The 18756-nt window shown below is 72.8% G+C and carries 13 protein-coding genes; 3 read left to right on the top strand and 10 right to left on the bottom strand.

Annotation, left to right across the window (positions count from 1 at the left end; all coding sequences use genetic code 11):
- Nucleotides 1–20: 20 nt before the first annotated feature.
- The 9 genes from ACH4RC_RS02575 to ACH4RC_RS02535 all read right to left on the bottom strand — a co-directional run bounded on the left by ACH4RC_RS02575 (nucleotide 21) and on the right by ACH4RC_RS02535 (nucleotide 13193).
- Nucleotides 21–953: an LD-carboxypeptidase gene (locus tag ACH4RC_RS02575; RefSeq protein WP_398194136.1), complete on the bottom strand. Its 933-nt coding sequence runs from the start codon at nucleotides 951–953 to the stop codon at nucleotides 21–23.
- Complete coding sequence (locus ACH4RC_RS02570) at nucleotides 950–2938, bottom strand: LpqB family beta-propeller domain-containing protein (protein WP_398194134.1); 1989 nt, start codon at nucleotides 2936–2938, stop codon at nucleotides 950–952. The genes ACH4RC_RS02575 and ACH4RC_RS02570 overlap by 4 nt, the downstream gene beginning before the upstream one ends.
- Nucleotides 2939–3027: 89 nt before the next feature.
- Complete coding sequence (locus ACH4RC_RS02565; protein ID WP_398194132.1) at nucleotides 3028–4371, bottom strand: M20/M25/M40 family metallo-hydrolase; 1344 nt, start codon at nucleotides 4369–4371, stop codon at nucleotides 3028–3030.
- Entirely contained in the window at nucleotides 4364–5197 is an 834-nt protein-coding gene (locus ACH4RC_RS02560; protein WP_398194130.1) for a M55 family metallopeptidase, read from the bottom strand. Before ACH4RC_RS02560 ends, ACH4RC_RS02565 begins: the two co-directional genes overlap by 8 nt.
- Nucleotides 5198–5301: 104 nt before the next feature.
- Nucleotides 5302–6624 (bottom strand): enterochelin esterase, encoded by a 1323-nt coding sequence (fes, locus tag ACH4RC_RS02555; RefSeq protein WP_398194127.1) that lies wholly within the window; start codon nucleotides 6622–6624, stop codon nucleotides 5302–5304.
- A gap of 83 nt (nucleotides 6625–6707) precedes the next feature.
- Complete coding sequence (locus tag ACH4RC_RS02550; RefSeq protein WP_398194125.1) at nucleotides 6708–7439, bottom strand: class I SAM-dependent methyltransferase; 732 nt, start codon at nucleotides 7437–7439, stop codon at nucleotides 6708–6710.
- 67 nt (nucleotides 7440–7506) lie between these two features.
- The gene (locus ACH4RC_RS02545; protein ID WP_398194122.1) at nucleotides 7507–9957 is read right to left on the bottom strand and encodes a SpoIIE family protein phosphatase; all 2451 of its coding nucleotides are present in this window, start codon (nucleotides 9955–9957) and stop codon (nucleotides 7507–7509) included.
- A gap of 130 nt (nucleotides 9958–10087) precedes the next feature.
- Nucleotides 10088–12529 carry an MFS transporter gene (locus ACH4RC_RS02540; RefSeq protein WP_398194119.1) on the bottom strand — a complete coding sequence of 814 codons (2442 nt, stop codon included), beginning with the start codon at nucleotides 12527–12529 and terminating at the stop codon, nucleotides 10088–10090.
- Between the two features lie 220 nt (nucleotides 12530–12749).
- The gene (locus ACH4RC_RS02535) at nucleotides 12750–13193 is read right to left on the bottom strand and encodes an SRPBCC family protein (RefSeq protein WP_398194116.1); all 444 of its coding nucleotides are present in this window, start codon (nucleotides 13191–13193) and stop codon (nucleotides 12750–12752) included.
- Nucleotides 13194–13353: 160 nt separating this feature from the next.
- Between ACH4RC_RS02535 and ACH4RC_RS02530 the strand changes: the two genes are divergently transcribed.
- Entirely contained in the window at nucleotides 13354–14394 is a 1041-nt protein-coding gene (locus ACH4RC_RS02530) for an Rv2578c family radical SAM protein (protein WP_398194113.1), read from the top strand.
- 72 nt (nucleotides 14395–14466) lie between these two features.
- Nucleotides 14467–16035, top strand: coding sequence for an alpha/beta hydrolase (locus ACH4RC_RS02525; RefSeq protein ID WP_398194111.1), 1569 nt, complete (start codon nucleotides 14467–14469; stop codon nucleotides 16033–16035).
- A 6-nt stretch (nucleotides 16036–16041) separates the two neighbouring features.
- On the opposite strand, the gene ACH4RC_RS02520 is transcribed toward ACH4RC_RS02525, so the two are convergent.
- A complete protein-coding gene (locus ACH4RC_RS02520; protein WP_398194108.1) occupies nucleotides 16042–16614 on the bottom strand; it encodes an adenylosuccinate lyase in 573 nt (190 codons plus the stop codon).
- Between the two features lie 291 nt (nucleotides 16615–16905).
- On the opposite strand from ACH4RC_RS02520, the gene ACH4RC_RS02515 reads away from it, so the two are divergent.
- Complete coding sequence (locus tag ACH4RC_RS02515) at nucleotides 16906–18696, top strand: 3-hydroxyacyl-CoA dehydrogenase family protein (RefSeq protein WP_398194105.1); 1791 nt, start codon at nucleotides 16906–16908, stop codon at nucleotides 18694–18696.
- Nucleotides 18697–18756: the final 60 nt, after the last annotated feature.

Below are 18756 nucleotides of genomic sequence, written 5' to 3'. Positions count from 1 at the left end.
CGCACCCGGCATCCCCGGGGTCACCTCAGCGCCGGCACATCCAGCGTCAACGTCAAAGCCCCGGCATCCAATCGCCCCGCCACCCCAAAGGGCACTGTCAGCGCCCCTTCCCCGTGCCCGAACCCGAACTCCTCCACCACAGGCACCCCGAGCCCACCCAACCGCTCGACCAACAACCCCCGAACCGGCTCGCACTCCGCCCAAGAGCCGAGGAGGAACCCCGAGACGCCGTCCAGCCACCCCGCGCGCAGCAACTGCGTGACATACCGGTCGACCCGATACGTCTCCTCCCCCACATCCTCCAGGCACAACAACCCACCCCGCGCGGACCCCCGCGCCCCGCGCACACCCACATCCCCCGCGAGCAGCGACAGGCAGCCGCCCAACGTCACGCCCCGCGCGACCCCGGGCACCACAACCCCCGCACCCTCGGCCCCCCGGATCACCTGAACGGACTCCGGCTCGAACAACGTGGCCCGCAAATGATCCTGCGCCCGCGCGCTCTTCACGAAGTCCGCCGCCGCGACCATCGGCCCGTGCAGGGTCGAGACACCCAGCCGCACCGCGAACGCCTCGTGCAGCGCGGTGATGTCGCTGTACCCGACGAAGACCTTGGGCCGGGCGCCCCGCATCGCGGCCCAGTCGAGCAGCTCGACCATGCGCTGCGCCCCGTACCCGCCCCGCGCACACAGCACGGCGTCGACCGAGGGGTCGCACCAGGCCCGCTCCAGATCGGCCGCACGGTCCGCGTCCGCCCCCGCCAGGTACCTCAACTCCGGGTGCACGTCGAGAACGTGCGGCATGACGACCGGCTCCAGGTCCCAGCCCCGCAGAATGTCGAGCCCCGCCTGCAACCGGTCCTCCGGCACGGGCCCGCTCGGCGCGACGACGGCGACCCGCGCCCCGGCGACAAGACGCGCGGGGCGGATCGACGAAGAGGCCGCAGCCGTCACTTGGTGAGCTCCAGTGCCGGGATCCCGGCCACGTCGAGCCGGAACACCTGGGCGTACAGGGACAGTTCAGCCTCCAGCGCCCGCACCATCGTGTCGGCCCGCCGGAACCCGTGCCCCTCCCCCTCGAAGGCGATGTAAGCGTGCGGCACCCGCCGCCCCTCGCTCTCGACCCGTTCGAGGAACCGCTCGCACTGCACGGGCGGACAGATCACGTCGTCGAGTCCTTGCAGGAGCAGGAAGGGCGCCGTCAGGCGGTCGGCGTGCTCCGCGGGGGAACGTTCGGCGTAGCGCGCGGGAACCTCGGCGAGCGGGCCGACGAGCGTCTCCAGGTACTGCGACTCGAAGTCGTGGGTCTCCCCGCTGCCCCAGGCGGTGAGGTCGAGGATCGGGTAGATCACCGTCCCGCAGGCGTAGACGTCCGTGCTGGTCAGGGATGCCGCGCTGGTCCAGCCACCCGCGCTGCCACCGCGGATCGCGAGCCGGTCGCGGTCGGCGGTGCCCTCGGCTGCGAGGGCGAGGGCGACGGCCGCGCAGTCCTCGACGTCGACGACGCCCCACTGTTCGCGCAGCCGGTTGCGGTACTCGCGCCCGTACCCGGTGGAGCCGCCGTAGTTGACCTCGGCGACGCCGATGCCGCGCGAGGTGAAGTAGGCGATCTCCAGGTCGAGGACGAGCGGGGAGTGGCTGGTGGGGCCGCCGTGCGCCCACACGACGTACGGGGGCAGCTCCTCGTCGGGCGCGGCGTGCGTGGGGCTGTGCGGCGGGTAGATGTGCGCGTGGACGGAGCGGCCGTCGGGTCCCTCGAAGGTACGGATCTGAGGTTCCGGGTAGTACGCGGGATCGACGGGGTCCTGGTGCGCGGCGCCGATGACGCGGGCGCGCCCGGTGGCGGTGTCGAGCTCGACGACCTCGTGCGCGGTGCGCGGGCTCGCGGCGACGCCGACCACGCGCGTGCCGTGCACGGCCAGGGAGGACGACCATTCGGTCCAGGGGCCCGCCGTGTCGACGACCTCCCCGGTCGCCGGGTCGAGGATGCCGAGCGAGGTGGCGCCGACGCCGTGCACGACGGCGATCAGCCCTGCCTCCAGCGGCTTGAACCAGCTCAGGCCGACCTTCCACAGCGGCCCGCCGAACTCCTCCTCGCGCGGGCACAACGGCCGGGCCGCGCCCGAAGCGGCGTCGAGCCGGTACAGGTTCCACCAGCCGCTCGCGTCACCCGAGTAGAGAAGCGTCCCGTCCGGGGCCCACTCGACCTGGCAGATCGACTCCTCGGGCCCGCCCGCGACCGTCCGCGCGGGGCCGAACGTGCCCTCGTCCGTGACCTCCGCGACCAGCAGCTCCGTACCGTCCCACGGCATCCGCGGATGGTCCCAGGCGATCCACGCCGCGCGCCGGCCGTCCGGCGAGAGCCGGGCCCCGGTGACGAACCGGTGGGCGTCGTCGCTCAGTTCACGAACCGCCGAGCGGTCCTCCGCGGCCGAGCCGTCGAGCGGGACGGCGGCGACCACGCGCCGCACGTCGGTCGGGCCCTCACCGGTGAACTCCTCCAGGACGCACCACAGCTCGCCCCGGTCGAGGTGGAGCCGCGGGTCGGCCCAGCGCAGTCCGTCACCGACGGCGGAGAGCGGGGTGAGCGGGCGCGGTTCGGCGCCGGGTGCCTCGGGCTCGTAGGCGTAGAGGCGCTGGTCGGCGAAGTTGACGAAGACCAGGAGCGGGCCCTCGGGGCGGTCGGCGCCTGCCCAGGGGTGGCCGCCGTACTCGATGACGCGGCTGCGCACGTTCCACGGCGCGGGCAGCACCGACTGCTCCGCGCCGTCGGGCCTGCGCCGCACCAGGGCGCGGCGGCCCGCCTCGGTGGGCCGTGGCTCGGTCCACCAGGCTTCGTCGCCGACGAACCCCACGTACTCCGGCCTGCCGTCGTGCGCCGCGGCCAGCGCGGCGTCGATCGGCGACGGCCATGAGCCGTGGCCCTGCGTGTGCACCATGTCGTCCCCGCCCCCCATTTACTCCGGACCCTCCATATTCTTCGTGTCCTCCGTTTTTTCCTAGTGCGTCGCGTGTGCCGGGGCCGCGCCTAGGCCGAGCGCAGGAACCGGTCGAGTACACGTACACCGAAGTGCAGCGCCTCGACCGGCACCCGCTCGTCGACTCCGTGGAAGAGCGCCTGGTAGTCGAAGCCCTCGGGGAGCTTGAGCGGGGCGAAGCCGTAGCCGGTGATGCCGAGCCGGGAGAACTGCTTGGCGTCGGTGCCGCCGGACATGCAGTACGGGACGGTGTGTCCCTCGGGCGCGAACTCCTGGACCGCCGCCCGCATCTTCGCGAACGTGGGCGAGTCGACCGGCGCCTGGAGCGCGACCTCGCGGTGGTGGAGCTCCCAGTCGACGTCCGGTCCCGTGAGCTGGTCGAGCGCGGCCCGGAACTCGTCCTCGGCGCCCGGCAGGAAGCGCCCGTCGACGTGGGCGACGGCGTCGCCGGGGATGACGTTGACCTTGTAGCCGGCGGACAGCATCGTCGGGTTGGTGCTGTTGCGCACGGTCGCCTCGACGAGGCTCGCGGCCGGACCGAGCTCGGTGAGCAGCGCGTCGACGTCGAAGTCCGCCGCGTGCACGTCGGCCTCGACGCCGTACAGCGCCGCGAGTTCACTGAGGGCCGCGCGCACGGTGGGCGTGAGGCGGACGGGCCACTCGTGGGCGCCGATGCGGGTGACGGCGGCGGCGAGGCGCGTCACCGCGTTGGCCGGGTTGACCTTGGAGCCGTGGCCCGCCTTGCCGCGGGCGGTGAGCTTGAGCCAGCCGGTGCCGCGCTCGCCCGCGCCGATCGGGTAGATCTGCTTGCCCGCGCCGTCGTGGAAGGTGTAGGCGCCGGACTCGCTGATGCCCTCCGTGCAGCCTTCGAAGAGGCCGGCGTGCCGGTCGGCGAGGAAGCCCGAGCCGTCCTCGGCGCTGGCCTCCTCGTCGGCGGTGAAGGCGACGACGATGTCGCGGCGGGGCCGGAACCCGACGCGGGCCCAGTGCCGGACGGTCGCGAGGATCATCGCGTCCATGTTCTTCATGTCGACCGCGCCACGGCCCCACACGACGCCGTCGCGGATCTCGCCGGAGAACGGGTGGACGCTCCAGTCGGCGGCCTCGGCCGGTACGACGTCCAGGTGCCCGTGGACCAGGAGGGCGTCGGCGGAGGGATCGGTTCCGGCGATGCGCGCCACCACATTGCCGCGGCCCGGAGTGCGCTCCAGGATCGTCGGCTCCAGGCCCGCCTCGGAGAGCAGGGCCGCCGCGTACTCGGCTGCGGGGCGCTCCTTGCAGTCGCCGCCGCCGCGGTTGGTCGTGTCGATCCGGATCAGCTCGGAGGTGAAGGTGACGACTTCGTCGAGCGCCTTCTCGTCGATGTCGATCGTCGGAAGGTGCTGGTCAGCCATACTGTTCCTCCACCGCGGCCGAGGCGATCGTGGTGACCGCCTTGAAGGTGCGGATGCCTTCGTACATGGTTTCGTGGGTGTAAGCGATCCTGCGTTCGCCGATCCGCTCGACGCCGGGGACGACGGTCGACGCCATGGCGAGGTGCTCGGCGTCGAACTCGACCTCGATGGTGAACGGGCCGCCCCGCACCGGCTCGTACCGCACGGCGAGGGACGCGGCGTCCTGGGCGGCGGCCCGGATGTCGGCGGCCGTCCGCGCGGGCGTGCGGCACACCGCCGCGTACCGGGAGACGTGGTCCTTGACGGCGACCTTGCGGGCCTCGGGCGCGTAGCCGAGTGCGTCGTCGCAGGCGTGGTCGTCGCCGGTGACGAGGACGACGGGGACGCCGTACTCGGCCACCACGTGCGCGTTGAGCAGGCCCTCGCTGGCCCGTACGTCATTCACCCACACGCCGGTGATCTGGTTGGCCAGGTAGGTGTGGGCGAGGACGCCCTCCATGCCGGCGCCCGCGTGGTAGCCGACGAACGCGATGCCGTCGACGTCGCCGTGCTGGACGCCCTCGACCATGGAGAGCGACTTGTGGCGCCCGGTCAGCATCTCCGTGCGGTCGTCGAGCCGCTCCAGGAGCAGGTTGCGCATCGTCCAGTGCGCCTCGTTCACCAGGACCTCGTCGGCGCCGCCGTCGAAGAAGCCGAGCACCGCCGCGTTCACGTCCGAGGTGAACATCGACCGGCAGCGCTCCCACTGCGGTGTGCCGGGCAGCACGTCGGCGGGCCAGGTCACGCCCGTGGCGCCCTCCATGTCGGCGCTGATGAGGATCTTCATGAGCAGCACCGTACGCGGATCCGGGCACCCCCCACCAGGCCTGTGGATAACTACCCGGAATTCTCATGGGTCTAGACCATTTACGCGCCCCCGCCAGGCTCTGATCAGGGGTTCAGCATCCGCACCAGCGCGTCGATCAGCGCTCCGTGCCAACAGGCGTAGTCGTGCCCGCCGTTGAACTCGTCGAGCGTGATCCGATGACCGGCGGGGCGCAGCGCGTCGTACAGGGCGCGGCTGTAACCGACCATCGGACCCTCGTGCAGGCCGACGTCGAGGTGCACGGTGAGGTCGCGGGGCGCCTCCTCCGCGTACCGCCGTACGAGCCACGGCACGCCGACGACCGGGGTCTGCGGGACCCCGCCCTCGGACGACAGGCCCGGGTGCCACCACAGGGACGCCGACTGCGCGAGGACGTTGCCGAACCGCTCGGGGCGCACGAGCCCCGCGTACAGGGCGGTGAGCCCGCCGAGGCTCTGTCCGGCGACGACGGTGCGGCGCGGGTCGGTGGTGAGCGGCCAGCGGCCCGCCGCCCAGGGCAGGACGTCATCGGCGAGGAAGGTCACGTAGGAGTCGCGGGCGCTCATCTCGCGCCAGCGGGTGGGTCCGTCGACGGAGTCCGGAGCGAGCACGATCAGCGGCGGCAGGGCGCCCTCGGTGATCAGGGCGTCGAGGGAGTCCTGGAGGCCCATGCCGCCCAGCCACATGTCGCCGTCGCCGAGTACGACGACGGGCAGGTCGCGGTGGCCGAGGCCCGGCGGCAGATAGACCCAGACGTCGCGGGCGGCGCCGAGCGCCGGGCTCTCCACGCGGTGCCGCTCGACCCTGCCGCGCTCCACCGCGCGCGCGGGGCGCCCCCCGCGCTCCCAGCGCTGCCGGGGCGCGTCGGGCAGGGCGAAGACGGAGCAGTCCGGGCCGCCCCAGCGGGTGGGGATGGTGCGCGGGTTGAGCGGGTCCGGGCCCGCGTACCGCTGGAGGGTCTGGAGGAACTTCTGGAGCAGGGCCGGGTCGGCGGGCGGGGCGCCGGTCGAGACGTCGGCGGCGATGCGGTAGGCGCCGCGGTGGTCGGCGCGCAGGCGCAGGCCGAGGTGCCAGATGTCGGTGCCGGGGACGTGGTGGAACAGGGCGTCGGCGAGCCGGGCGCGGTCGACGAGACGGTTGCTGAACAACAGGACGTGCCTGGTCGCCCGATTGCCGCGGTAGAGGAACGTGAGGGTCCGGTGGTCAGGATCGCCCTCGATGGGCTCGACGAGCGGGGCGCCGAGCCCGCGCACGTCCTCCCAGAACGCGGCGGCGATCGCCTCGCGCCGCGCTCCGTGGACCCCGCTCACCTCGTCGAGCAGCCGCGCGACGCGCGCGCCGACGGCCGGGCGGGGGCGGACGGCCTCGGCCACCCAGGAGAGATCGGACGAAACCACAGGCGTTCGCATCGCCCCACCGCTTCCTGACGCAACGAGTTAGTAGTTAGCTGAGCCTAAGCTAACTTACCAGCGGCCCTGTCGTCCGCCCCACCTCACCGCCGGTCGCGGCGCCCCACCACCAGCCACCCCGACGGCAGCTCGATCCTGTTCCCGTCGGCCGTGTACTCGGTGGTCAGCAGCGGCAGCTCCCCCGACGCGAGGACCGTGAGGCCCGCCGCCGTGACGTACCCGGGCACGGACGCGTCGGCGACCTCGCCCGGGGCGAGGCCGTGCGCGAAGACCGGGGCCAGTTTGGGCGGCGGCCCCGCCGGATGGCGCGCCAGCTCCCGCAGGATCGCCCCGGCGCGCTCCGCCGGCTCGACGACGAAGCCGCGCCCGCGCTCGCCGACCAGCGTGGCCACCGCGTCGACGAGCGGCTGCCGGTCCTCCGGCTCGCACTGGTGCAGCACCCCGCGCATGTACACGTTCACGTCGCCCAACTCCGCGTGCACCGCCTCCACCTGCGCCGCGTTCGTGGCGTCCAGCTGCCGGAAGTCGGCCTGCCCGGCGGGGTCCGCGTGCCGGGCGCGGTCGAGCGCGGCGGCCGACAGGTCCGCGCCGATCACCCTCCGGTAGCGGTCGGCGAGGAAGCGGGTCTGGGTGCCGTTGCCGCACCCGAGATCCACCAGGGGCAGCGCCGCGTCGGCCAACTCCGGCTCGAAAAGGGCGAGATGCAGCCCTACGGTGAGGATGGGGTCGGCGTCCCAGAAGACGGCCCCCGGTTCCTCGGGAGCATCCTCCCAGAACCCCTCCCACGCCGTTCTGTAGCGCTCGGTCACGCTCATGGCTCCCCCAGGTGCGCCCGCGGACTCGACCGAAGTGTCACGCCGGTCTACCGCGCCGGGGCGCGCCTCACAAGCCCGGTCGCGCGCCCAGTTCGAACCAGACGGTCTTCCCCGTCGCCGTCCTGCTCGCGCCCCACTCGCGCGCGAGATGCGCGACGACCCGCAGGCCCCGGCCGCACTCGTCGCCGGGTCCCGCGCTGCGCAGCGTCGGCAGCGTGGGGTCGGTGTCCTCCACCTCGCACAGCAGCGTGCCCGAGCGCACGAGACGCAGGTGCACGCGGCCGCCCCTGGCGTGCCGTACCGCGTTCGCGACGAGTTCACCGACCAGGAGTTCGGCCGCGTACCCGACGTCCGTGAGACCCCACAGCGCGAGCCGGTCGCGGACCAGGCCGCGGGCGCGCGGCACCTCGGCCGGCTCCTGCGCGAGCTCCCACTGGGCGACGTCCGCGCTCTCGATGCCGCTCATACGGACCATGAGGAGCGCCACGTCGTCCTTGCGGCCGCCGCGTCCGGCGAGGGAGCGGATGATGGTGTCGCAGGCGTCGTCCATGGAGGCGGCGGGGTGGGCCGCCGACTCGCAGAGCGTGGCGAGCCCCACGCCGATGTCCTCGCCGCGCACCTCGACCAGGCCGTCCGTGCACATGACGAGGCGGTCGCCGGGCGCGACCGGCAGCCGTACGGACTCGAAGGGCACGCCGCCCACGCCGATGGGGGCGCCGGTCGGCAGGTCGAGAAGGTCGCTGCGGCCGTCGGCGGCGCGCACGATCACCGGCGGGATGTGCCCGGCGTTGGCGAGGTGCAGCTCGCCGACGATGGGGTCGTAGACGGCGTACAGGCAGGTGGCGAGGTAGTGCTCGCCGAGGCGCTGCGCCAGGTCGCACAGGTTGCGCAGCAGCTGGGCCGGGGGCAGGTCGAGGGCGGCCATCGTCTGCACGGCGGTGCGCAACTGGCCCATCATCGCGGCCGAGTTGAGCCCGTGCCCCATCACGTCGCCGACGACGAGGGCGGTGCGCGCGCCGGGCAGTTTGATCGAGTCGAACCAGTCGCCGCCGACCCGGCCGAGCAGGGTGCCGGGGAGGTAGCGGGTGGCGATGTCGCAGCCCGGCATGTGCGGCTCGATGTGCGGCAGCATGCTGTCCTGGAGCGTCTCGGCGACGGACTCCTGGTAGGTGTACATGCGCGCGTTGTCGAGCACGAGTCCCGCGCGCGCGGCGAGTTCGGCGCCGGTGACGCGGTCCATGTCGTTGAAGAGCTGCCGCCCCTGGTGGCGCAGCAGGATCATGAACCCGAGGACGACGTTCCGCGCCTTCAGCGGGACGACGAGCATGGAGCGGTGGGTGATCAGCGGGCGGATGTCGCGCTTCTCGAACTGCGAGGCGATCCCGTTGCCCATCTCCTGCGAGATGTACGGGACGAGGACCGGGTCGCCGGTCGTCATGCACTGGAAGAACGGGGTGTGTGCCGGGAACGGCATCGACTCGCCGACCGGCACCACGTCGTCCCAGCGGCCCGGCTCGTCGGTGTGCTCGACGGCGACGCGGTGCCACATCGTGGTCTCGTCGGGCGGCCCCTCCGGGAACCCCTCGCCCGCGACGACCTGTTCGCGCAGGTACGTCCCGGCCACGTCGGTGAAGCGGGGCACGACCGCCTTGCTGACCTCGACGATGGTGCGGGAGAGGTCGAGGGACGAACCGATGCGGCCGCTCACCTCGTTGAGGAACTCCAGGCGCTCGCGCACCGCCACGTATTCGAGATCCTCGGCCTCGTCGGCGTCCTCGGCCGACGTGCGCGGGGACGGCACCCCGGCCGCCGCCCCACGCGCCGCCTCCGCGCGCCGCGCCTTGCGCTCGGCGCGCCGGGAGACGCCCCAGTCGGCGGTGACGGGGACGCGGTCGTGCTGGCTGAACTCCAGCACCGGATAGCCGAGTTCGAGTATCTGGGAGACGATGCGGGCGCTCTCCCGCACGCTCATGCTGGGCAGGATCTCGGGCAGCCCGCGCGCCAGCTCGTCGGCGGCCGCGAAGTCGGTGTGCAGCGCGAAACCGGGCGCGATCCGCTCCCCCGCCACGGGCTTCGCCGTGCCGTCCGGGTCCGTGCCCGGGTCGCCGCTGAGCTTTTGCGCGTCGGCCGCCAGCACGAGCAGTCGCTCGGGCCCCGGCCCCACCAGGGGGTACGCCCACCACAGGACGTCGATGCGGTCGCGCGGGACCGCGCTGGTGTCGAGCCGGGCCCGCCCCGCGGCGGGGTAGGCCGTCCGCCCGCCGAGCGTCTCCTCCAGATCGGGCCCGAGCCCGTCGTCGTACGCGCCGAACGCGGCCCGCGCCGTCAGGTCCCGCTCCTGCGGCAGGGCGCCGGACACGGGCAGCAGGTCGGCGGCGGGCCGCCCCACCGCGTCCTGCCGGTCGGGGCCGAAGAGGCGGCGTGCGCCCGCGCTCCAGTGCGAGACACGGCCCGCCTGGTCGACGACGACCACGGCCAGCGGGACGCGGCCCTGCGGGGAACGACCGGTGTCCGCCATCGCCGCCTCCTTCCCTCGGGCACGCCGAAGAGGGTGCGTACCGCCTGCTTCCACGGTACGCGCGGCCGTTCAACACCCGGGTACTTACCGGCGAATTGAGCCCTGGGCCTTGACAGACGCCGGGGTGCCGTCAGTCCTCGTGGCCCAGTTGCAGGTCGCGCTCCGTACGACCGCCCCCGGCGACCTGCAGAACCGTCGCCACCGGCGGATAACCCGCCGCGATGACCGTGTACTCGCCCGACGACAGGTCGACGAAGCGGAACGTGCCGTCGGCGCCGGTCGTCAACGTGTCGACCACATTGCCCGCCGCGTCGAGCAGCGTGACCCGGGCCTCCTCCACGGGCCGCCCGCCACCGGCCCGCACGGTGCCGCGCAGCACCGCGCCGCCCGCCAGCTCCACGTCCTGCCGGGTCTCGCGCGAGGCCATCACGGTGACGGGCAGCGCCGCCGGGCGGAACGCGGGGGCGCTCGCCGCGAGGGTGTACTCCCCCGCCACCAACTCCGTGATGACGTACGCGCCCTCGCGCCCGCTGCGGGTCGTCGACACGACCTCGCCGTGCACATTGGTGAGGGTGACGATCGCGTCCCGTACGGGAGTGCCGTCGGCGGTGAGGACGGAGCCGGCGAGGCGGCCCGCGCCGCCGAGCACCACGTCGAGGTCGACGGGCCGCTCCCCCACGGTGACCGTGACGGCCTGCGGCTGGTGCCCGCCGGCCGCCGCGATCAGTACGTAACTGCCCGCGCCCGGCGTCGAGAGCGCGTACCGGCCGTCGTCGCCGCTGGCGCCGCGCCCGATCTGGGTGCCGCCGACGTCGATGAGGGTGAGCGCGGCGCGCGGCACGGCGGTGCCGTCGGAGTGCCGGACCGTGCCGCAGACGGGGACTCCGGCGCCGTACGAGGTGCGCTCCTGGGCGGGCACGGCGGCGGGGGCGACGGGCTGTTCGACGGGGGTGGTGCTGGACAACAGGGGTGTCTCCTTGATGAAGAAGGCGAGGACCAGGCCCAGGACGAGGACCGGCACCAAGTAGAGGAAGATGCGCGGCATCGCGTCCGCGTACGCCTGGATGTACGGGGTGCGCAGCGCCTCGGGCAGCGCGTGCACGAGCTGCGGGGTGATCGATTCGGGGTCGGCGCCGGCGGGCATCCCGGCGCCGCCCTCCGGCAGCCGTTCGGCGAGGGCGTCGGCGAGCCGGCCCGCGAAGAGCGTGCCGAAGACCGCGGCGCCGACGCTGCCGCCGATCTGCCGGAAGTAGTTGTTGGCGCTGGTGGCGGTGCCGAGGTCGCTCGGGCGCACCGCGTTCTGCACGGCGAGCACCAGGACGGGCATGATCAGGCCGATGCCCGCGCCGAGGATCGCCATGTAGACGCTGTACTCGGCGCGCGGGGTGCCGACCTCAAGGCGCGACAGGAGGTACATGCCGAGGCTGGAGAGGGCGCCGCCGAGGATCGGGTAGAGCTTGTAGCGGCCGGTGTGGCTGATGAGCTGCCCGGAGAGGATGGAGGCGCCGACGACGCCGCCCATCATGGGCAGCATGAGGAGCCCGGACTCGGTGGCGGTGGCGCCGTCGACCATCTGCAGGAACGTCGGCAGGTAGCTGGCCGCGCCGAACAGGGCGACGCCGACGACCATGCCGACGAATCCGCTGAGGTTGAAGACGGAGTCGCGGAACAGGCGCAGCGGGATGAGGGGTTCGGCCGCGTACTTCTCGGCGACGACGAACAGCGCGGCGGAGAGAGCCGCCCCGGCGGCGAGGCCGATGATGACCCGGTCGCCCCACGCGTACTCCGTCCCGCCCCAACTGGTCAGCAGGACCAGGCATGTCGAGGCCGACGCGAGGAGCACCGCGCCGAGCACGTCGAGCCTGGGCTTCTTCGTGGGCTTGGGGAGCTTGAGGACGACGGCCGTGACGGCGAGGGTGAGCAGGCCGAAGGGGACGTTGAAGTAGAAGCACCAGCGCCAGGAGAGGTGGTCGGTGAAGTAGCCGCCGAGCAGCGGTCCGGCGACCGAGGCGAGGCCGAACGCGGCGCCGATCAGGCCCATGTAGCGGCCGCGCTCGCGGGGCGGCACGATGTCACCGATGATCGCCTGCACGCCGATCATCAGGCCGCCCGCGCCGACGCCCTGGACGGCCCGGAAGGCGATGAGCTGGTCCATGCTCTGCGCCCGGCCCGCGAGCGCCGAACCGACGACGAACACGACGATCGCGAACTGGAAGATGCCCTTGCGGCCGAAGAGGTCGCCGAGCTTGCCGTAGATCGGCAGGCCGATGGTGGAGGTCAGCAGGTAGGCGGTGATCGCCCAGGACATCTTGTCGAGGCCGTGCAGCTCACCGACGATCTTCGGGAGCGCGGTGGCGACGATCATCTGCTCCAGGGCGGCGAGCAGCAGCGCCAGCATCAGGCCGACGAAGACCATCCGCACCCGGCGCGGGCTGAGCGCGTCCTCGGCCGGCTGCCGCTCCACGGCGGCCTGTTCGACCACGGGAGCGGCGGCGACCGGCGCCGGCTCGGCGACCGCCCCCGGCTCGTCCCGCTCCCGCACGGGATCGGTCACCAGCGTCGTCGTGCCCACGTACTGCTCCCCTCGTCGCCCTTGCGCCGCCCATTTCTCGCATTACGCGACAACGGGGGGCAAGCGCGACGAGGCGCACGTCAGAGGCGCTCGACCGACGAATGCGCCGGTCGGAGCCCTACGGCGTACAACGGGCGCGAAACGAAAACCACTCGAAACGGTGAGCGGCAGATCATTGTTCGCTACCGCACGATGAGCGGGCGGGCACCACCGGGAAGCGTCACTTCTCCACTTCGGCGGCGAGCTTGGCGAGCACGGCGTCGTAGATGCGGCCGAGACCCTTGGGCGCGAACGTCTTCTCGAAGAAACCGCCGATGCCGCCCGCCCCGTTCCACACGGTGGTGACGACGACGCGTGAGCGGTCCTCGCCGGCCGGGGTGACGCGCCAGGTCGTCACCATCGAGGAGTTGCGGTCCGTCTCGACGAGTTCGCCGTCGGTGGGCTCGGTGACGTCGAGCAGGCAGTCGCGGACGCGCTTGCTGGTGGCCTGGAGCTTCCAGTGGACGACGGTGCCCTCGCCGTCGCCGCCCTCGCGCACCTCGTACTCGCTGAAGTGCTCGGGCAGCAGCTTCGGGCGGGTGCCGCTGTAGTCGGCGAGGGCGTCGAAGACGTCGTCGGGCTTGGCGGCGACGACGCGTTCCGTGGTGGCCTCGACCTGCGCCATGGCTTTTCCTCCAGCACTTGGATCCTGTGGGCGCCCAAGCCAACCACCCCTCGCACGAGCCGCCCAAACCGGGGTGCTCACGGGGCCGGGACACGTCCGCACGATCAAGGGAACATGTGTTCTATTGTGGGCGTGGGGCAGAGCTATCGAAGGAGGCGGCATGCGCTGGGAGAACCTCACGGACGACCGGGCCGGGCACGGCCGGGCGCCCGACGCCGCGCTGTTCGGCGCGGAGGCGGTCACGACCCGCACCCTCGACACCCCCGAGTTCAGCGGCGTGACCTTCCACGAGATCCGGGCCCGCTCGATCGTGAACCGGGTGCCCGGCGCGTCCCGGATGCCGTTCGAATGGACGGTGAACCCGTACCGCGGCTGCACGCACGCGTGCGTCTACTGCTTCGCCCGCAACACCCACCGCTACCTGGACCTCGACACGGGGCTCGGCTTCGACAGCCAGATCGTGGTGAAGGTGAACGCGCCGGAGCTGCTCCGCCACCACCTCGGCTCGCGCCGCTGGTCCGGCGACCACATCGCGATGGGCACCAACGTCGACTGCTACCAGCGGGCAGAGGGCCGCTACCGGCTGATGCCCGGCATCATCGAGGCGCTGCGCGACCACGCCAACCCCTTCTCCGTCCTCACCAAGGGCACGCTGATCCTGCGCGACCTGGACCTGCTGCGGCAGGCCGCCGAGGTGACCGACGTCGGCGTCTCGGTCTCCGTCGGCTTCGTCGACCAGGAGCTGTGGCGGACGGTCGAGCCGGGCACGCCCGCGCCCGAGCGCCGCCTCGACGTCGTCCGCGCCCTCACCGACGCCGGGATCGGCTGCGGCGTCCTGATGGCCCCGGTGATCCCGTTCCTCGGCGACCGCCCGGAGCAGCTGCGGGCGACCGTCCGGGCCGTCGCGAGGGCCGGTGCGACCTCGGTGACGCCGCTCGTGCTGCATCTGCGCCCTGGCGCCCGCGAGTGGTTCATGGCCTGGCTGGCGCAGCACCACCCGTACCTCGTACGCCGCTACGAGCGGCTGTACGCGGAGGGCGCGTACGCCCCCAAGTGGTACCAGCGGCGGCTGACGCGGCAGGTCCACGAGCTGGCCGAGGAGTACGGGATCGGGCCCTCGCGCCCGGGTCTGCCCCGGCGTGTGCGCGCACCGGAGCCGGCGGCGGACCCGACGGAACCCACGCAGCTCACCCTGGTCTGATCCGCCACGCGATCGGGTCAACTTCCGGCCGAACGGATATCCCGGCCCGGCGATCAAGGAAACATGCCGCACGTGAAGACACGCACAGTCGCCCTGTGCGGCATCGCCGCGCTCGCCGCCGCCGGCCTCGCCCCGACGGCCACCGCCGAGCCAGGCCCCCGCGCCGCCGCCGTCACCTGGAAGAAGTGCGCGACGAAGGAGTATCCGACGCTGCAATGCGCGTCGTTGAAGGTGCCGCTCAACCACGCGCGCGTGCGGGGGCGCCAGATCACCCTCGCCTTGTCGCGCGTCCCGCACACCGCGAAGACGTCCCAGGGGCCACTCCTGGTGAACCCCGGCGGGCCGGGCGGCAGCGGGTTGCAGCTCGCCGGGTTCGTCGCCGCGGGCCTGCCGAAGCCGGTCGCGGCGCAGTACGACGTCATCGGGTTCGACCCCCGCGGCGTCGGCAAGAGCAAACCCGCCCTCGACTGCGCGCCGGGTCACTTCAAGCCCGTACGGCCGCAGAGCGTGCCGAAGACCGGGGCGGTCGAGCGGGCGCAGCTGAAGCGGGCCGAGGGCTTCGCGCGCGCGTGCGGCAAGAAGTACGCGGACGTCCTGCCGTTCCTCGACACGGTCAGCTCCGTGCGGGACATGGACGCGATCCGGGCCGCGCTCGGCGCGAAGAAGCTGAACTACTTCGGCTACTCGTACGGCACCTACCTCGGCGCGGTCTACGCGAAGTCCTACCCCGGCCGGGTGCGGCGGTTCGCGCTCGACTCGATCGTCGACCCGACCGGCGTCTGGTACGAGGACAACCTGCGCCAGGACGTCGCCTTCAACGACCGCCACCGGGACTTCCTCGCCTGGGTCGCCAAGCACGACGCGGCCTACAAGCTCGGCAAGGACCCGGCCGAGGTCGAGGCCAAGTGGTACGCGATGCGGGACGCGCTGGCGAAGAAGCCCGCGGGCAAGAAGGTCGGCGCGGGCGAGCTGGAGGACACGTTCCTGCCCGGCGGCTACTTCGACGGCTACTGGCCGTTCCTGGCCGACGCGTTCTCCGCGTACGTGAGGGCGAAGGACCCGGACCCGCTGGTCGAGGCGTACGACACCTTCGCGGCGGTCGACGCCGAGGGGGACAACGGCTACAGCGTCTACTCGGCCGTCCAGTGCCGCGACGCGCGGTGGCCGCGCGACTGGCGGCAGTGGCGCGCGGACAACGCCCGGACCCACACGAAGGCACCGTTCTCCACGTGGAACAACGCCTGGTACAACGCGCCGTGCGCGTTCTGGCCGGCCGGGACGCTCACCCCGCCCGACGTCACCAGCCTGACGCTGCCGCCGGTCCTGCTCCTGCAGGCGACGGACGACGCGGCGACCCCGTACCGCGGCGGCGCCACCATGCACCGCCTCCTCCGCGGGTCGAGCCTCGTCGTCGAGCAGGGCGGCGGCAACCACGGGATCACGCTCAGCGGGAACGCCTGCCTCGACAAGCACCTGGCGACGTATCTCGCCTCGGGGAAGGTGCCGCGCGGCAGCGGCGACGTGGACGCGGTGTGCAAGAAGCAGCCGGACCCCAAGCCGCCGGCGACCAAGGCGGCACCGCCCGAGGCTCCCAGGGCGAAGGGGTCCGCGCTGCACAGGCTGCTCGGCCACCGGGGCTGAGCGCGCTCAGCTCTGCTCCAGGCGGGCCAGCGCCGCCGCCGCCGCCATCGCCAGGCGCGGGTGGGTCGCCGCCTCCGTGAGGACCTCGCGCGCGCGGGGGTCGGCGAGGCTGCCGAGCCCCTCCACGCAGGCGAGCGCCACCTTGCGGTACGGGTCGTGCGGGGCGAGGCGGCGGCGGAGCGTGGTGATGAGCGCCGGAGCCGACTCGGGCGCTCTCAGCTGGGTGAGCAGGCGGACCGGGTGGAGGGCGTAGGCGACGCGGAGTTCGTTGGTCGCGAGGGCCGCCGCCGCGCGGGCGGTACGCGGGTCGCGCAGGGCGGCCAGCGCCTGGGCAGCGGCGGCGCAGCGTTCCGGATCGCGGTGGTTCAGGAGCAGGACGAGTGATTCGAAGGCGCGCTTGTCACCGGCGATGCCCAGCCGGTAGGCGGCCAACTCACGAGCCCAGAGGGGCTGTTGCGGTGCTGTGAGCACCTCGGCCAGCTGGTCCGGGTCACGTGTGGCGGCCAGCTGGTCGAAGGCGGGCGTCCCGCCGGATTCCTTCCGGATGCGTTCCGTCACCGTTCGCGACTCTTCGTCCATAAGTCGAGGGTAGACGCGGGGGGCCTGCGGCGACGTAGATCACAGCAGTCCAGCAACGTCCAGGGCTGGCGCGCTCGTTACTCGCTGGTTAATCTCATCTGAGCGGGGCACACTTCCCGCAGTACCACTCAGGGCGGCCTGGTGACGCAGCCGCCGCGAGTGCGGTCGGTTCCGCCGCGCGTTACCGACGTATTCACAGCACGACCTGGCTCCGGGACAGGGCCGGTCGGATTCCCCGTGCACAGCGGTGCAGTTGGCACGGCACACCACCCTCACCTCTGGAGTTCCCGGATGGACGCTCCCCTGTCCCGCATCTCTACCGTGGCCGTCGTCGGCCTGGGCACCATGGGCACCGGCATCGCCGAGGTCCTCGCCCGCGCCGGCCGCGAGGTCATCGGCATCGACATCAGCGAGGCCGCCGCCGCACAGGCGGTCGTGGCCCTGGAAGGCTCGACGGCGCGTGCGGTGCGCCGCGGGCACCTCACCGAGCGGGAGCGGGCGGAACTGCTCGCCCGGTTCCGTACGTTCACCGATCTGCGGGCCGCGGCCGACGCCGATCTGGTGATCGAGGTCGCCCCCGAGTCGTACGAGATCAAGCAGCAGATCTTCCGGGCGCTCGACACGGTCGTGCGGCCCGGGACGATCCTCGCGACCGGCACCAACGCGCTGTCGGTGACCCGGCTGGCCGCCGACTCCGCGCGCCCCGAGCGCGTCCTCGGCCTGCACTTCTTCAACCCGGCCCCGGCGATGAAGCTCGTCGAGGTGGTCTCCAGCGTGCTGACCGCGCCGGTCGCGGTCACCGCCGTCACCGACCTCGCGCTCGAGCTGGGCAAGGAGCCCGTCGCGGTCGGCGACCGGCCCGGCTTCGTCGCCGACGGACTGCTGTTCGGCTACCTCAACCAGGCCGCCGCCATGTACGAGGCCAGGTACGCCTCCCGCGAGGACATCGACGCCGCGATGAGGCTCGGCTGCGGCCTGCCGATGGGGCCGCTCGCGCTGCTCGACCTCATCGGCGTCGACACCGCGCGCACGGTGCTCGACGCCATGTACGCGGAGTCGCACGACCGGCTGCACGCGCCCGCGCCCGTCCTCAAGCAGCTCAGCGAGGCGGGCCTGACCGGACGCAAGGCGGGCCGCGGCTTCTACACGTACGAGGAGCCGGGCAGTCCGGTCGTGGTGCCGGACGCCCTGACGCCGTCGGACGGCGCCGGCGCGGGCCCCACCCGCACCGTCCGCTCCGTCGGCGTCGCGGGCTCGGGCACGATGGCCTCCGGCATCGCCGAGGTCTTCGCGAAGGCGGGCTACGACGTCGTCCTCGCCGCCCGCAGCGAGGAGAAGGCCGAGAAGGCCAAGGCCCGTATCGACAAGTCGCTTTCCCGCTCCGTCGACAAGGGCCGGATGACGGCGGAGGCGGCGGAGCAGACGCTCGCGCGCATCGCACCCGCGGGTACCTACGACGCGTTCGCCGAGGTCGATCTGGCCCTGGAGGCGGTCGCCGAGGATCTGGAGATCAAGCGGCAGCTGTTCGCCGTCTTCGACAAGGTCTGCAAGCCCGGCGCGATCCTCGCCACCACGACCTCGTCGCTGCCTGTCGTCGCCCTCGCCCGCGCCACCGCGCGCCCGCAGGACGTCATCGGCATGCACTTCTTCAACCCGGCGCCGGCGATGAAGCTCGTCGAGGTCGTGCGGACCGTCCTGACCACGGACGACGTGCACGCCACCGTCCGCGGCCTGACCGTCGCGATCCGCAAGCACCCGGTGGACTGCGGCGACCGCGCCGGGTTCATCGTGAACGCTTTGCTGTTCCCGTACCTGAACAACGCGATCAAGATGGTGCAGGAGCACTACGCCACGCTCGACGACATCGACGCCGCGATGAAGCTCGGCGGCGGCTACCCGATGGGCCCGTTCGAACTCCTCGACGTGGTCGGCCTGGACGTCTCCCTCGCCATCGAGAAGGTGCTGCACCGCGAGTTCCGCGACCCGGGCCTCGCCCCCGCACCCCTGCTCGAACACCTGGTGGCCGCGGGCTGCCTCGGCCGCAAGACGGGTCGTGGCTTCCGCGAATATGCCCGGCGCTGAGCCGGACCAGGGGGCCGGAAACGGTTGGGGCGGGCTGCTCGGAGCTCCGGGCGGCCCGCT

The sequence above is a fragment of the Streptomyces sp. NPDC016845 genome, from assembly GCF_044332585.1.
In the GTDB taxonomy this organism is placed as follows: domain Bacteria; phylum Actinomycetota; class Actinomycetes; order Streptomycetales; family Streptomycetaceae; genus Streptomyces.
This window is presented reverse-complemented; position numbering and strand designations above follow the sequence as displayed.

Bases quoted from the DNA above. Each gene is read 5' to 3' on its own strand.
- ACH4RC_RS02570 (WP_398194134.1), bottom strand. From the start codon at position 2,938: ATGGTGCACACGCAGGGCCACGGCTCATGGCCGTCGCCGATCGACGCC.
- ACH4RC_RS02565 (WP_398194132.1), bottom strand. From the start codon at position 4,371: ATGGCTGACCAGCACCTTCCGACGATCGACATCGACGAGAAGGCGCTC.
- ACH4RC_RS02560 (WP_398194130.1), bottom strand. From the start codon at position 5,197: ATGAAGATCCTCATCAGCGCCGACATGGAGGGCGCCACGGGCGTGACC.
- fes (WP_398194127.1), bottom strand. From the start codon at position 6,624: ATGCGAACGCCTGTGGTTTCGTCCGATCTCTCCTGGGTGGCCGAGGCC.
- ACH4RC_RS02550 (WP_398194125.1), bottom strand. From the start codon at position 7,439: ATGAGCGTGACCGAGCGCTACAGAACGGCGTGGGAGGGGTTCTGGGAG.
- ACH4RC_RS02545 (WP_398194122.1), bottom strand. From the start codon at position 9,957: ATGGCGGACACCGGTCGTTCCCCGCAGGGCCGCGTCCCGCTGGCCGTG.
- ACH4RC_RS02535 (WP_398194116.1), bottom strand. From the start codon at position 13,193: ATGGCGCAGGTCGAGGCCACCACGGAACGCGTCGTCGCCGCCAAGCCC.
- ACH4RC_RS02530 (WP_398194113.1), top strand. From the start codon at position 13,354: ATGCGCTGGGAGAACCTCACGGACGACCGGGCCGGGCACGGCCGGGCG.
- ACH4RC_RS02520 (WP_398194108.1), bottom strand. From the start codon at position 16,614: ATGGACGAAGAGTCGCGAACGGTGACGGAACGCATCCGGAAGGAATCC.
- ACH4RC_RS02515 (WP_398194105.1), top strand. From the start codon at position 16,906: ATGGACGCTCCCCTGTCCCGCATCTCTACCGTGGCCGTCGTCGGCCTG.